This is a genomic window from Kitasatospora sp. NBC_00458, assembly GCF_036013975.1.
Classification (GTDB): Bacteria; Actinomycetota; Actinomycetes; order Streptomycetales; family Streptomycetaceae; genus Kitasatospora.
In genome coordinates this window covers 6,505,558-6,519,246 of sequence record NZ_CP107904.1, presented here as the reverse complement: position 1 = coordinate 6,519,246, position 13,689 = coordinate 6,505,558, and the positions used below count along the sequence as shown (strand labels likewise).

11 protein-coding genes and 1 riboswitch are annotated in these 13,689 nt (G+C 76.5%); of the genes, 7 read left to right on the top strand and 4 right to left on the bottom strand.

Annotated elements, in window-relative coordinates; genetic code table 11:
* Nucleotides 1-110 precede the first annotated feature (110 nt).
* A riboswitch (cobalamin riboswitch) is annotated at nucleotides 111-313 on the top strand.
* Nucleotides 314-391: 78 nt separating this feature from the next.
* The 6 genes from OG550_RS27280 (at nucleotide 392) to OG550_RS27255 (ending at nucleotide 7,905) form a co-directional block, all read left to right on the top strand.
* A complete protein-coding gene (locus OG550_RS27280) occupies nucleotides 392-1,360 on the top strand; it encodes a cobalamin biosynthesis protein (RefSeq protein ID WP_327681883.1) in 969 nt (322 codons plus the stop codon).
* Complete coding sequence (locus tag OG550_RS27275; protein WP_327681881.1) at nucleotides 1,357-3,036, top strand: cobyric acid synthase; 1,680 nt, start codon at nucleotides 1,357-1,359, stop codon at nucleotides 3,034-3,036. Before OG550_RS27280 ends, OG550_RS27275 begins: the two co-directional genes overlap by 4 nt.
* A 9-nt stretch (nucleotides 3,037-3,045) precedes the next feature.
* The gene (locus OG550_RS27270) at nucleotides 3,046-5,289 is read left to right on the top strand and encodes a putative cobaltochelatase (protein ID WP_327681880.1); all 2,244 of its coding nucleotides are present in this window, start codon (nucleotides 3,046-3,048) and stop codon (nucleotides 5,287-5,289) included.
* A 6-nt stretch (nucleotides 5,290-5,295) separates the two neighbouring features.
* A complete protein-coding gene (gene cobO / locus OG550_RS27265) occupies nucleotides 5,296-5,901 on the top strand; it encodes a cob(I)yrinic acid a,c-diamide adenosyltransferase (RefSeq protein WP_327681878.1) in 606 nt (201 codons plus the stop codon).
* A 16-nt stretch (nucleotides 5,902-5,917) separates the two neighbouring features.
* Nucleotides 5,918-7,333 (top strand): cobyrinate a,c-diamide synthase, encoded by a 1,416-nt coding sequence (locus OG550_RS27260; protein ID WP_327681876.1) that lies wholly within the window; start codon nucleotides 5,918-5,920, stop codon nucleotides 7,331-7,333.
* A 95-nt stretch (nucleotides 7,334-7,428) separates the two neighbouring features.
* Entirely contained in the window at nucleotides 7,429-7,905 is a 477-nt protein-coding gene (locus tag OG550_RS27255; protein ID WP_327681874.1) for an OsmC family protein, read from the top strand.
* Between the two features lie 69 nt (nucleotides 7,906-7,974).
* On the opposite strand, the gene OG550_RS27250 is transcribed toward OG550_RS27255, so the two are convergent.
* A complete protein-coding gene (locus OG550_RS27250; protein ID WP_327681872.1) occupies nucleotides 7,975-9,030 on the bottom strand; it encodes an SDR family NAD(P)-dependent oxidoreductase in 1,056 nt (351 codons plus the stop codon).
* A gap of 115 nt (nucleotides 9,031-9,145) precedes the next feature.
* Here OG550_RS27250 and OG550_RS27245 point away from each other — a divergent pair, with 115 nt between their 5' ends.
* Complete coding sequence (locus OG550_RS27245) at nucleotides 9,146-9,751, top strand: acyl-CoA-like ligand-binding transcription factor (RefSeq protein ID WP_327681870.1); 606 nt, start codon at nucleotides 9,146-9,148, stop codon at nucleotides 9,749-9,751.
* A 236-nt stretch (nucleotides 9,752-9,987) separates the two neighbouring features.
* On the opposite strand, the gene OG550_RS27240 is transcribed toward OG550_RS27245, so the two are convergent.
* The 3 genes from OG550_RS27240 to OG550_RS27230 all read right to left on the bottom strand — a co-directional run bounded on the left by OG550_RS27240 (nucleotide 9,988) and on the right by OG550_RS27230 (nucleotide 13,642).
* Nucleotides 9,988-11,451: an outer membrane protein assembly factor BamB family protein gene (locus OG550_RS27240; RefSeq protein WP_327681868.1), complete on the bottom strand. Its 1,464-nt coding sequence runs from the start codon at nucleotides 11,449-11,451 to the stop codon at nucleotides 9,988-9,990.
* Between the two features lie 134 nt (nucleotides 11,452-11,585).
* Nucleotides 11,586-12,893 carry a sensor histidine kinase gene (locus OG550_RS27235; RefSeq protein WP_327681867.1) on the bottom strand — a complete coding sequence of 436 codons (1,308 nt, stop codon included), beginning with the start codon at nucleotides 12,891-12,893 and terminating at the stop codon, nucleotides 11,586-11,588.
* On the bottom strand, nucleotides 12,890-13,642 hold the full coding sequence (locus tag OG550_RS27230; RefSeq protein ID WP_442906181.1) for a response regulator: 753 nt from the start codon (nucleotides 13,640-13,642) through the stop codon (nucleotides 12,890-12,892). Before OG550_RS27230 ends, OG550_RS27235 begins: the two co-directional genes overlap by 4 nt.
* Between the last annotated feature and the right edge of the window lie 47 nt (nucleotides 13,643-13,689).

The following is a 13,689-nucleotide window of genomic DNA, read 5'->3' as shown; positions in this document are numbered from 1 at the left end:
GGGTCACTTCGGGAGCAAGGTCACACCGGGCCGGGACGCTCCGGAGCCGCCGGGAGCGGGCGCCGGAGCGGGGCCCGGCGGTGTGACCAAACGCTCCGTGACCTCGGTTGACTCCCGCTTCCGGGGCGTGATGGGATCCTTCAGCCAATACGGAGGCAAGCAGAGGAAGCCGGTGCGAGTCCGGCGCGGTCCCGCCACTGTCACCGGGGAGCACGTCCGGAAGAGGTCACTGCGAGCCGTCAGAAGCCGCTGGAAGGCCCGGAGGTGCGTTCGACCCGGAAGCCAGGAGACTCTCGCCCCCGGTACGTCGATCCAGGGCGCGGACCCTGAGTGAGGACACGCACGCGATGCAGGCTGCCCCGGCCTCGACCACCCGCCAGCGCCCCCGACCGTGCGTCCGCTGACCCGCGCCGCCGCGTTCGCCGCGGGCGCCGTCACCGGGTACCTCGCCGACTCCCGGTTCGGCGACCCGCGCCGCGGCCACCCGGTCGCCGTCTTCGGCTCCGCCGCCGGCCGGCTGGAGCGGCGGATCTGGCGCGACGACCGCGCCGCCGGCACCGCGTACACCGCGCTCTGCGTGGGCACCGTCGCCGCGGGCGCGCTGGCCGCCGACCGGCTGCTCGGCCGCGGGCCGCTCGGCCGGGCCGCGCTGGCCGCCGCCGCGACCTGGACGGTCCTCGGCGGCACCTCGCTCACCCGGGAGGCCCGGACCGTCGGCCGCTCGCTCGCCGCGGGCGACCTCGCGGCCGCCCGGGAGCGGCTGCCGCACCTGTGCGGGCGCGACCCGAGCGCGCTGGACGAGCACCAGCTGGCCCGCGCGGTGGTCGAGTCGGTCGCCGAGAACACCGCCGACGCCGTGGTCAACGCGCTGGTCTGGGGCGGCCTGGCGGGCACCCCCGGACTGCTGGCCTTCCGCGCCGTCAACACCCTGGACGCGATGGTCGGCCACCGCTCGCCCCGGTACGCCCGGTTCGGCTGGGCCTCGGCACGGCTGGACGACGTGGCGGGCTGGCCGGGCGCCCGGCTGACCGCGCTGCTGACGGTGGCCGCCGCGCCCGAGCCGCGCACCGCCTGGCGGGTCTGGCGGCGCGACGGCTCCGCGCACCCCAGCCCGAACGCGGGCCAGGCCGAGTCGGCCTTCGCCGGCGCGGTCGGCGTCCGGCTGGGCGGGACGCTGCAGTACGGCGAGCGCACCGAGCACCGCCCGGTGCTCGGCGAGGGGCTGCGGCCGGTCGGCGTGGACGACATCGAGCGGGCCTGCGTGCTCTCCCGGCGGGTGGGCGCACTGGCGCTGGGCACGACGGTCGCCGGGCACCTGCTGCTCCGCGCGGCCCTGGGCAGGAGGAGGGGAAGGGCATGAGCAACGCACTGCTGGTCGCCGGGACGACCTCGGACGCCGGGAAGAGCGTGGTCACCGCGGGCATCTGCCGCTGGCTGGCCCGACAGGGCGTCCACGTCGCGCCGTTCAAGGCGCAGAACATGTCGTTGAACTCCTTCGTCACCGCCGACGGCGCCGAGATCGGCCGCGCGCAGGCGATGCAGGCGCAGGCGGCCCGGGTGGAGCCCGAGGCGGCGATGAACCCGGTGCTGCTCAAGCCCGGGGCGGACGGCCGCAGCCAGGTGGTGCTGCTCGGCAGGCCGGTCGCCGAGGTCGGCGCACTGGACTACCGCGAGCGCAAGCCGCTGCTGCTGGAGCGGGCCCTGGAGTGCCTGGCGGACCTGCGCCGCCGGTACGACGTGGTGGTCTGCGAGGGCGCCGGCTCGCCCGCCGAGATCAACCTGCGGGACCGCGACATCGCCAACATGGGCCTGGCCACCGCCGCCGCGCTGCCGGTCGTCGTGGTCGGGGACATCGACCGGGGCGGCGTGTTCGCCGCGATGTACGGGACGCTGGCGCTGCTCTCCGCCGAGGACCAGCGGCACGTGGCCGGCTGGTTCGTCAACAAGTTCCGCGGCGACGCGCGGCTGCTGGCGCCCGGCCTGGAGATGCTGCGCGAGCTGACCGGCCGCCCGGTGCTCGGCACCCTGCCGATGCTGCCGGACCTCTGGCTGGACGCCGAGGACTCGCTGGACCTCTCCACCGTGGTCGACCGCACCGCCGGGCGCGGGCCGCTCGGCGCGGACGTGCTGCGGGTGGCCGTGCTGCGCTTCCCCCGGCTGTCCAACTTCACCGACCTCGACGCGCTGGCCCAGGAGCCCGGGGTGCTGGTCCGCTGGGCCACCCGGCCGGAGGAGCTCGCCGACGCCGACCTCGTCGTCCTGCCCGGCACCCGGGCCACCGTCTCCGACCTGGCCTGGCTGCGCGAGCGCGGCCTGGAGCAGGCGCTGAAGGCCCGGGCGGCGGCCGGACTGCCGGTCCTCGGGGTCTGCGGCGGCTACCAGATGCTGGCGCGGACGATCGTCGACGAGGTCGAGTCGAAGGCCGGGGCCGTGGACGGGCTCGGCCTGCTGCCGACGCACGTGCGGTTCGGCGTGGAGAAGGTGCTCGGCCGCCCCGTCGGCGAGGCCTACGGGCAGCGGGTCGAGGGCTACGAGATCCACCACGGCGTGGTCGCCGTGGAGGGCGGCACGCCCTTCCTGGACGGCTGCCGGGTGGGCGCGGTCTGGGGGACGACCTGGCACGGGGCGCTGGAGAACGACGGCTTCCGGCGCGCACTGCTGCGCGACGTCGCCGCGCTGGCGGGCCGGGCGTTCGTCCCCGCGCCGGACGTGTCGTTCGCCGAGGCGCGCGAGGCCCGGCTGGACCGGCTGGGAGAGCTGATCGAGGAGCACGCGGACACCGACGCGCTGTGGAAGCTGATCGAGGGCGGGGTGCCGGCGGCCGGATCGCTGCCGTTCCTGCCGCCCGGGGCCCCTGGGGCCTGTCCGGCCGATCTTGACGGGCGCGCGACGCCGGGCATCCCGCCTGGACGCACGCCCGGATCACCCAAGTACGTCCAGTACGAGGACGATCCGGCCGCACGCCCAGCCGGGCGCCCGACGCCGCGCGCTGATCCGCCAAGACCGACCGGACAGGCCCCCAAGGGAGAATCGTGAGTGAGAACCATGAGTGACGCCCGATACCCGTTCACCGCGATCGTCGGCATGGCCGACCTGCGGCTCGGGCTGCTGCTCAACGCGGTCTCCCCGGCGGTCGGCGGGGTGCTCGTGCGCGGCGAGAAGGGCACCGCCAAGTCGACCATGGTGCGCGCGCTGGCCGGCCTGCTGCCGTCCATCGCCGCCGTCGACGGCTGCCGCTTCGCCTGCGACCCGGCCGCGCCCGACCCGCAGTGCCCGGACGGCGCGCACGCCGGCGCCGGGGCGTCCGAGCGCCCGGCCCGGCTGGTCGAGCTGCCGGTCGGCGTCTCCGAGGACCGGATCGTCGGCTCGCTGGACCTGGAGCGGGCGCTCGCCGAGGGCGTCAAGGCGTACGAGCCCGGGCTGCTGGCACAGGCGCACCGCGGCGTGCTCTACATCGACGAGGTGAACCTGCTCCAGGACCACGTGGTGGACCTGCTGCTGGACGCCGCCGCGATGGGCCGCTCGTACGTGGAGCGCGAGGGCGTCTCGGTGCGGCACGCGGCGCGGTTCCTGCTGGTCGGCACGATGAACCCGGAGGAGGGCGAGCTGCGCCCGCAGCTGCTCGACCGGTTCGGCCTGACCGTCGAGATCGCCGCCACCCGGGAGCCGGTGGAGCGGGCCGAGGTGGTCCGCCGCCGGCTCGCCTACGACGCCGACCCGGCGGGCTTCGCCGACCGGTTCGCCGCGGACGAGCGGGCGCTGGCGCAGCGGATCACCGCCGCCCGGGAGCTGCTGCCGAAGGTGGAGCTGGACGACGCGGCGCTGCGCCGGATCACCGCCGTCTGCGCCGCCTTCGAGGTGGACGGGCTGCGCGCGGACATCGTGATGGCGCGCACCGCCGTCGCGCTGGCCGCGTGGGCGGGCCGCACCGGGGTGCTGGAGGAGGACGTCCGCAAGGCCGCGCAGCTGGCCCTGCCGCACCGCCGCCGGCGCAACCCCTTCGACGCGCCCGGGCTGGACGAGGACCTGCTGGACCGCACGCTGGAGGAGCAGGCCCGCCAGGAGGAGGAAGAGGCCCTGGAGGAGCAGGCCCGCCAGGAGCAGGCAGAGCAGGAGGAGGCCGCGGCGGAGGGCCGGGCCGAGGAGCCGGACGAGGACCCGGACGGCGGCCCCGACGGCCCGGACGGCCCCGAGGGCGACGGCCCCGACGGCGGCGGTGGCGGAGCCCCCGAGCCGGCCGGTCCGGACGGCCCGCCCGCCGGGGCCGAGGGCACCGCCCCCGAGGAGGAGCCCGCCGGCCCGCAGCCCGTCCCGGCCCAGCACCCCTCCCCCGCCCGGGAGTCGGCGCCGGTGGCGGCCGGCGACCCGTACCGGACCAGGCTGTTCGCGGTCGACGGCACCGGGCGCGGCGCGCAGGGCCGCCGCTCCCCCGCCGAGACCGACAGCGGCCACACCATCCGGGCCCGCCGCCCGCAGGGCCGGCTCGCCCGGCTGCACCTGAGCGCCACCCTGCGGGCCGCCGCGCCGCACCAGGTGGCCCGCGGGCGGGCGTCCCGCGCGCTGGTGCTGCACAAGGACGACTTCCGCGAGCAGGTGCGCCAGGGGCGGGAGTCCAACCTGGTGCTGTTCGTGGTGGACGCCTCCGGTTCGATGGCGGCCCGGCAGCGGATGACCGCCGTCAAGGGCGCGGTGCTGTCCCTGCTGATGGACGCCTACCAGCGCCGGGACAAGATCGGCATGATCACCTTCCGGGGCGGCGCCGCCGACCTGGCACTGCCGCCCACCTCCTCGGTCGAGGTCGGCGCGGCCCGGCTGGAGTCGCTGCCCACCGGCGGCCGGACCCCGCTGGCCGCCGGACTGCTGCGCGCCCACGAGGTGCTGCGGGTCGAGCGGATGCGCGACCCGGACCGCCGCCCGCTGCTGGTCGTGGTGACCGACGGCCGGGCCACCGGCGCCCGCGACGCCGTCGCGCAGTCGCACCGGGCGGCCGGGCTGCTGGCCGGGCAGGGCGTGGCGAGCGTGGTGCTGGACTGCGAGTCCGGCCCGGTCCGGCTCGGGCTGGCCCGCACGCTGGCCACCCGGCTCCGCGCCACCGCCGTGACCCTGGACGAGCTGCGGCCCGAGGGCGTGGCCTCGCTCGTCCGCGACAGCCGGCCGGCCGGCGGGCGCCCGGCCGCCGGCTCCGAACGACGCATCCCCGGCACCGCCGACCGCCCCACCGGCGGACGTCCCACCGGCGGACGCCCCACAGGCGGACGCCCCACCACCACGACGCGAAAGGCGGCCTGAGCCGACATGCCCAAGGGTGTTCCCGAGAGTGTCCCCGACGACGGTCTGACGACCCGCCAGCGACGCACGATGCCGATCACGGCCGTGCACACCGGCCCCGGCAAGGGCAAGTCCACCGCCGCCTTCGGCATGGCCCTGCGGGCCTGGAACCAGGGCTGGCCGGTCGGGGTGTTCCAGTTCGTGAAGTCCGCCAAGTGGAAGGTCGGCGAGGAGAACGCGCTGCGCGTGCTCGGCGCCTCCGGCGAGGGCGGCACGGTCGACTGGCACAAGATGGGCTCCGGCTGGTCCTGGATCCAGCGCTCGTCCGAGATGGAGATGGACAGCGAGGCGGCGGCCAAGGAGGGCTGGGAGCAGGTCAAGCGCGACCTCGCCGCCGAGACCTACCGCTTCTACGTGCTGGACGAGTTCACCTACCCGATGCACTGGGGCTGGGTCGACCCGGAGGAGGTGGTGGCCGTCCTGAAGGACCGTCCGGGCAGCCAGCACGTCGTCGTCACCGGCCGGTACGCGCCCGAGGCGCTCACCGAGTTCGCCGACCTGGTCACCGAGATGACCAAGGTCAAGCACCCCATGGACGCCGGCCGCAAGGGCCAGCGCGGTATCGAGTGGTAGACCGGAACCCCTGAACGTGAACATCCCCCGTCTCGTCGTCGCGGCGCCGTCCTCCGGCGCCGGCAAGACCACCGTCGCCACCGGCCTGATCGCGGCGCTCGCCGCGCGCGGGCTGGCCGTCTCGCCGCACAAGGTCGGCCCGGACTACATCGACCCGGGCTACCACGGGCTGGCCGCCGGCCGGCCGGGCCGCAACCTGGACGCGTTCATGTGCGGGCCGGAGCGGATCGCACCGCTCTTCCTGCACGGCGCGGCCGGGGCGGACGTGGCGGTGGTCGAGGGCGTGATGGGCCTGTACGACGGCGCGTCCGGGCGCGGCGAGCTGGCGTCCACCGCGCACGTCGCCAAGCTGCTGCGGGCGCCGGTGGTGCTGGTGGTGGACGCCTCCTCGCAGTCCCGGTCGGTGGCCGCGCTGGTGCACGGCTTCGCGTCCTGGGACCCGGAGGTCCGGCTGGCCGGGGTGATCCTCAACCGGGTCGCCTCGGACCGGCACGAGCAGCTGCTGCGCGAGGCGCTGGAGGAGGGCTCCGGCGTGCCGGTACTGGGCTCGGTCCGGCGCTCGGCGGCGGTCGCCACGCCGTCCCGCCACCTCGGCCTGATCCCGGCGGTGGAGCGCTCGGCGGAGGCGCTGCGGGCGGTCGCCGACATGGGTGAGCTGGTCGCCGCCTCGGTGGACCTGGACGCGGTGCTGGCGCTGGCGCGGACCGCGCCGCCGCTGGACGCCGAGCCGTGGGACCCGGCCGCGGAGATCGCGGCGGTGCGGGAGGCCGGCGGGGGCCTCCCGGCTGCCGACGGCTTCCCGGCCGCCGGGGGCGCGGCGCCGCGGATCGCGGTGGCCGGCGGCGCGGCGTTCTCCTTCTCGTACGCCGAGAACGCGGAGCTGCTGACCGCCGCCGGCGCCGAGGTGGTCCCGTTCGACCCGCTGCACGCCGACGGGCTGCCGGAGGGCACGGCGGGCCTGGTGATCGGCGGCGGCTTCCCCGAGCTGTACGTCCGCGAGCTCAGTGCCAACGGGCCGCTGCGTTCGGCGATCGCCGCGTTCGCCGCCTCGGGCGGGCCGGTCTCCGCCGAGTGCGCCGGACTGCTCTACCTCGGGCGGGAGCTGGACGGCCTGCCGATGTGCGGCGTGCTGGACACCTCGGCCCGGATGACCGAGCGGCTGACCCTCGGGTACCGGGAGGCGGTGGCGCTGCACGAGTCGCCGCTGGCGCCGGTCGGCACCCGGGTGCGCGGGCACGAGTTCCACCGGACGGTCTGCGAGCCGGGGGCCGGTGAACGGCCCGCCTGGGGCTGGCGGCTGCCGACCGGCCCGCGTACCGAGGGGTTCGCGGCCGGCAACGTCCACGCCTCGTACCTGCACCTGCACTGGGCCGGGTCCCCGCAGCTCGCCGCCTCGTTCGCGGCGGCCGCGGCCGCGCACCGGGCGGGCTGAGCGGCACCGGGCGGGCGGGGGGCGGCACCAGGCCGCCGGGGGCTGCTGTTGACTTGGTGTCCGAGCTCCCCCACCGACCCGCGGAGAGGCACCCGATGACCAGGCTGCACACCTACACCGCCGAGATCACCTGGACCGGCAACCAGGGCACCGGCACCAGCGACTACCGCTCGTACCGCCGGGACCACGAGGTCGCGGCGGAGGGCCGGCCGGCCATCCCCGGCTCCTCCGACCCCGCCTTCCGGGGCGACCCGACCCGGTGGAACCCCGAGCAGCTGCTCCTCGCCTCGATCTCCCAGTGCCACCTGCTCTGGTACCTGCACCTGTGCGCCGTGAACGGCGTCGTGGTCACCGCGTACACCGACCGTCCGACCGGCACGATGGCCGAGACCGCGGAGGGCGGCCGCTTCACCGAGGCGGTGCTGCACCCGCAGGTCGAGGTCTCCGACGCGGGGATGACGGAGAAGGCCCTCGCCCTGCACGCGGACGCGCACCGGGCCTGCTTCATCGCGAGTTCGGTGAACTTCCCGGTCCGGCACGAGCCGGTGGTGGCGGTGGCGCGTCCCGCCTGACGGACCATCCGGCGGGCTGACCATCCGGCGGGCGGCGGGCGGCGGCATGGGTGGCGGGGCGGGCCCCGGTCAGGCCGGGAGCCCGTACCGCACGCCGGTCAGCTCCTCCGACACGTCCCAGAGGCGGCGGCCGGTGTCCGGATCGGCCGCCTCCGGGGCGATCCGCACGCCGGTCGGCGAGCCGCGCAGTTCGCCGCGCCCGTCCGGTCCGATGAACGCGCCGCCCTGCACCCCGGGCGCGGTCGCCGCGTACAGCTGCGGCAGCGCGCCGTCCTCCGCCGTCTGGGCGAGCGGCCGCAGGACGTAGCCGAAGAGCAGGCGGACCAGGCCCGTCGGCGCACCGGTCTGGAGGCCGGTCGCGGCGTAGCCGGGATGGGCGAGCAGGCTGCGCACCGGGCTTCCGGCGGCGGTCAGCCGCCGGTGCAGCTCGTGGCCGTGGACGGCGTTGGCGAACTTCGACCGGTCGTAGAACGTCATCGGGGAGTAGCCGCGCGCGCCGGTGAGGTCGTCGAAGCGGATGCTCCCCTTGCGGTGGTTGACCGAGCTGACGGTGACCACGCGGGGATCGGGCGCGGCCGCCAGCGTGCCGAGCAGGAGTCCGGTGAGCGCGAAGTGGCCGAGGTGGTTGGCGGCGAACTGGAGCTCGTGGCCCTGCGGGCTGAGCGTCCGGGGCGGGGCCATCACGCCCGCGTTGTTGACGAGCGCGTCCAGCCTCGGGTGGTCGGCGCGCAGCCGGTCGGCGAAGGCGCGGACGGAGTCCAGGTCGGCCAGGTCGAGCCGGCGGACCTCCAGGCGCTCCGCCAGCGGCGCCCGGGCTTCGGCGGTGGGGGCGGGGGCGGCGGACCAGGCCGTGTCCGCGGTGGCCGCGGCGCCCCGGCCGGTGCCGGTGGGGAGTCCGGCGACGAGGTCGGCCGCCGCCCGACGGCCCTTCTCCTCGTCGCGCACGGCGAGGACGACGTGCGCGCCCCGCCGGACCAGTGCTCTCGTGGTCGCCAGCCCGAGACCGCTGTTGGCCCCGGTGACCACGAACACCCGACCGGTCTGGTCCGGGATGTCGCCGCTCCCCCACCGCCTCTTCCGCCCCTGCCGCCCTGACTCTGGTCGCCGTTCCGGTTCCACTGTCATGCGACACATGCTGCCGAGCGTGTCACTCGGTGTCAAGGCGAAACTTGATGCCATGGAGAACCTCTATGCCACTATGCCCCTTGGTGTCGACGGCGACATGGCATACCATCGCCGAATGAGCTCCACACCCGCGGTCAGCCTGGCCCAGCGCAAACGGCAACTCGTCGTGGACGAGCTCACCGAGGCCGCGTTCCAGCTGCTGACGACCCAGGGGTTCGACGCCGTCACCGTGGACGAGATCGCCGCCACCGCAGGCGTGTCCAAGCGGACGTTCTTCCGGTACTTCGCGTCCAAGGAGGACGTGGTGGTGCAGTTCCTGGCCGACCTCGGCACCGGGATCCGCGAGGGACTGGCGGCCCGCCCCGCCGACGAGCGGCCGTCGACCGCGCTGCGCGAGGCGGTCCGCGCCCCGCTCGCCGCCTGCGGCGACCACGGGGACCGCCCGCTCCGGGTCGTGCAGCTGATCCTGCGCACCCCGCCGCTGAACGCCCGCTTCCTCGCGCACCAGGCGCAGTGGCGCGACGAGCTGACGGAGGAACTGGCCGGCCGGGTGGGGCTCGACGCCCGCACCGACCTCTACCCGCGCCTCGCCGCCGGCATGGCGCTCACCGCCTTCAGCGCCGTACTGGAGCGCTGGAGCGAGAGCGACGGCACGGCGGACCCGACCGCGCTGACCGAGAAGGCCTTCGCCGTCCTCGCCCCGGCACTCGACCCCGCCTGACGGCTCCGGCGGCAGCCGCGGCGCCGTTCCGCCCGCACTGCCGCCTGCCCCGCCCCGCCCCCCGACGGGCAGCTCGGCGAGGTGCGCCGTCGACTCCCCCGGATTCCAGACGGTTGCGGGCGCGACGACGCCCGCAACCGGACCCGTCCCCGACGATGACGAGGGCCGCGGCGACGGTGGCCGGGAGCGGGGCGGATCCGGCGCCGGGCGCGGCCGCGCTCACGGGCCGCGGCGGCTCAGCGGCGGGGAATGCCGATCGCGGGAGCGAACAGGCGGGTGCCGTCCTCGTGGACGACCACGTAGCGGGTGTCGGTGCGACCGAGCCAGAAGCCGGCGGCGAAGTCGGTGCTGCGGCCCGCGGTCCGCTCGGCCTCGCCCCCGGTCGCGGGGTCCAGGCGGTAGACGGTCTCCAGGCCGTGGTCGACCACCACCAGCGGGCCGTCCGGCGTTCCGGCGATGGCGGCCACCTTGCCGGGAAGCCGACGGGTCCACCGGCGGGAGCCGTCGGTCAGCGAGTGGGCCACCACGTCGCGGGCGGCGGAGTCGCCCGGCCGCTTGGCGGCGACGACCAGCAGATCGCCGACCACCGTGAACCGGCCCACCGGCACGAGGGTGAACCGCCTGGCCTCGCCCCGCGCGAGACCGGTCAGGTCGAGGTCGGCCGCGCCGATCGGAACGGTGGCCCGGAGCGCGCCGTCCGCACCGAGGGCGATCACCGCGTCGACGCCCCGGTCGTCCGACTCCGCGAGGCGGACGACCGGGAGGTCGGTCAGCAGCAGTTCGGCCCGGGCCGGTTCGGTCTCCGCCCCGAGGTCGGTGCGCCACAGGTCCCGGCCGGACGCGTCGTAGGCCCGTGCCCAGGTGCGCCCGAGCCTCGCGTCACCGCCGGGGGCCGGGCAGTACTCGACGACCATGACCCGCGCGGCGACGGCCCGCAGCGAACGGATCCGGCACCCCTCGGTCGGCGAGGCCGACCAGGCCGGGGCGCCGTCCCGCAGGGCGAAGGCGCTGAGCCGCTCCCCGTCGAGGACCACCAGCAGCGGACCGGCCGGGGCGAGCACCCGCGGCTGCACCCCCTCCCTGTGCCACAGCTCCCGCCCCGTCCTCAGATCGACCGCCGAGAGCCGCTCGCACGGGCCTCCGGAGCGCCCGTGGCCCACCACGGCCACGCCGTCCACCGAGTCCGGAGAGGCGGCGCACAGCGACTGCCTGGTCGGCGCGGGCAGACTCCAGGCGACCGTCCCGTCCTGCGCACGGTAGGCGTCGAGCCGGTCGCCGCGGGCCCGGACGACGGTCTCGCCGTCCTGCCAGACCGCCCGCGCCCTGCTGTCGGCCGGGCGGTCGACCGGCGCCGACCAGACCGGTCGCACGGCCGACGGGCCCAGCACACTCCGGAACCCCTGCCAGCCGACGGGCAGCGCGAGGGTGGCGCAGAGGACGGCCGCGACGACGCCGCGCACCTTCCCCCCGGACCCCCTCAACCCGAGTGCGAGCACCGCCGGTCCTGCGAACGTGCAGAGGAACGCGAGCACGATGGTCAGCGACATCCCCTCCGGGCACGGGCCGTACCTGCGCCCCCCGCACCCGCCCCCGACGTCCGCGACCAGGCTCCACCCGAGGGTGTGCGCCACGCCGGCCACGCCGATCAGTGCCCCGCCGACCCCCGCGTACACGGTTCTTCGCACCGCCGTGCCGTCCATGGTCCACCCCGTCGTCGATCGTCCACCGAAACCCGGCGCACTCTACCGACCCTTCCGCCGGCCACCCCTGGGGCGTCTGGGGCGCCTGGGGCCGCGGGCGCCGAACGCGGGCGCCCCGCCCCCCGGGGGGGGGATCAGCTCGCCGTCGGCTCCGCCGCTCCACGCGCGGCCCCGTCGTCGGCGGGCCCCTCGCCGCCCCCGTCCCCGTACCCCTCCGGGTCGGGGGTCGCCGAGGGCGGCAGCAGCAGGGTGGCCACCGCGCCGCCGTCGGGATGGTTGGCGAAGGTCAGCTCCGCGCCGATCACTCGGGCGTGGCCCCGCGCGATGGTGAGGCCGAGGCCGTGCCCCTTCCCCCGCTCGCGCACGCTGGTGCGGAAGCGCTGGGGCCCGTCCCTGAGCAGTTCGTCCGGGAAGCCCGGCCCGTGGTCCCGGACGGTGATCCGCGAGCCGTCGACGTGCAGCAGGACGGAGCCGCCGCCGTGGCGGTCGGCGTTGACCAGCAGGTTGCCCAGGATGCGGTCCAGGCGGCGCAGGTCGGTGCGCACCGACGCGGCCGCCGCCGTGCCCGTCAGGTCGACCGTCACGTCCAGGCCGGTGAGCGTGACGGTGCGGCGCACGGCCCGTTCCAGCGGCACGGCCGACAGGTCCGGCGTCTCGGCGTCGGCGTCCAGCCGGGACACCTCCAGCAGGTCCTCGACCAGCGAGCGCAGCGCCTGCACCCGGTTCTGCACCATCTGGGTCGGGCGGCCGGGCGGCAGCAGCTCGGCGGCGGTGATCAGCCCGGTCAGCGGGGTCCGCAGCTCGTGGGCGACGTCCGCGGTGAACCGCTGCTCGTCCTCCAGCCGGCGGTGCAGGGCCCGTGACATCAGGTCGACGGCCGCCGCCAGGTCCGCGACCTCGTCCCGGCCGTCGACCAGTTCGCCGATCCGGGTGTCGGTGCGCCCGGCGGCGATGCCCCGGGCGGCCGTCGCCGCCGTCCGCAGCCGCCGGCTGATCCGGTCCGCGACCAGCACCCCGACCAGCACCGTCGTGAAGACCGAGGCGACGACGGCGATCAGGATGATCCGGTCCAGGTCGGCGATCGCCCGCCGGTCCTGCGCGAAGTCGACCCGGACGGAGAGCACGCCGTCGTGGACGCCGCCCGCCGCCCACATCGCCTCGCCGCCCCGCAGGCCGGTCGCCAGCAGCGAGCCGTGCCGGCCGGACGCCGCGAGGGCGCGCAGCCGGTCCGGCATCGCGGGGTCGTCCAGTGCGGTGCCGCCCCCGACCGGCTCGCCGCGCTTGTAGGACGCGAGTGCCGAGTCGAGCGCGGTGAGCGCCGAACGGCGGGCCTGGTCGACGTGCTGGCGGACCATCGCCTGGTGGACCAGCAGCCCGACCGCCACCGCGACCAGGACGGAGATGGCGGCGACGGCGGTCGCGATCTGCCGGCGCAGCGTCATTCGGGACGCCGGAACTTGTAGCCGAAGCCGCGGACCGTCTCGATCCGCCCGCCGCCGATCTTGGCGCGCAGCCGCTGCACGTGGACGTCGACCACGCGGGTGTCGGCGCCCCACTCGTAGTCCCACACCCGCTCCAGCAGGCTCGACCGCTCCAGCACGATGCCGGGCGCGGCGGTGAACTCCAGCAGCAGCCGCAGTTCGGTCGGGGTCAGCGGGACGAGCCGGCCGTTCACCCGGACCTCCATGGAGTCGGTGTCCACCTCCATGCCGTCGAAGCTGCGGACGACCGCCCTCGGCGACGGCGCGGCGGCGGGCACGGGGGCGGCGGGTGCGGGTGCGGGCGCGAGGGCGGGGGCGGCGCCGGGCCCGGCCGGGGCGGTCGGCGCCGCCGGGGCCTCCGGCACGGGGGCCTCCGCGACCGGGGCCTCCGCGGCCGGGACGATCCGGATCCGGCGCAGCACGGTACGGATCCGCGCCACCAGCACGGCGCTCTCGAACGGCTTGACCACGTAGTCGTCCGCCCCCGCCTCCAGGCCGGACACCACGTCCACCGGATCGGTGCGCGCCGACATCATCAGGATCGGCAGCTGGCTCTCCTCGCGGATCCGCCGGCAGAGGCCGACGCCGTCGAGCAGCGGCAGCATCACGTCCAGCAGCAGCAGGTCGGGGCGGACGGCGTGGAACACCTCCAGCCCCTCCAGCCCGTCCGCGGCCGTGGAGACGGTGAAGCCGTAGCGCTCCAGGGCCATCCTGGTCGCCTCCCGGATCACCTCGTCGTCCTCGACGATCAGGATGT

What these genes read in the sequence shown, in the direction of transcription:
- cobO (WP_327681878.1), top strand. Translation starts at nt 5,296, where the DNA reads ATGCCCAAGGGTGTTCCCGAGAGTGTCCCCGACGACGGTCTGACGACC.
- OG550_RS27255 (WP_327681874.1), top strand. Translation starts at nt 7,429, where the DNA reads ATGACCAGGCTGCACACCTACACCGCCGAGATCACCTGGACCGGCAAC.
- OG550_RS27240 (WP_327681868.1), bottom strand. Translation starts at nt 11,451, where the DNA reads ATGGACGGCACGGCGGTGCGAAGAACCGTGTACGCGGGGGTCGGCGGG.
- OG550_RS27250 (WP_327681872.1), bottom strand. Translation starts at nt 9,030, where the DNA reads ATGACAGTGGAACCGGAACGGCGACCAGAGTCAGGGCGGCAGGGGCGG.
- OG550_RS27245 (WP_327681870.1), top strand. Translation starts at nt 9,146, where the DNA reads ATGAGCTCCACACCCGCGGTCAGCCTGGCCCAGCGCAAACGGCAACTC.
- OG550_RS27235 (WP_327681867.1), bottom strand. Translation starts at nt 12,893, where the DNA reads ATGACGCTGCGCCGGCAGATCGCGACCGCCGTCGCCGCCATCTCCGTC.
- OG550_RS27230 (WP_442906181.1), bottom strand. Translation starts at nt 13,642, where the DNA reads ATGGCCCTGGAGCGCTACGGCTTCACCGTCTCCACGGCCGCGGACGGG.
- OG550_RS27270 (WP_327681880.1), top strand. Translation starts at nt 3,046, where the DNA reads ATGAGTGACGCCCGATACCCGTTCACCGCGATCGTCGGCATGGCCGAC.
- OG550_RS27275 (WP_327681881.1), top strand. Translation starts at nt 1,357, where the DNA reads ATGAGCAACGCACTGCTGGTCGCCGGGACGACCTCGGACGCCGGGAAG.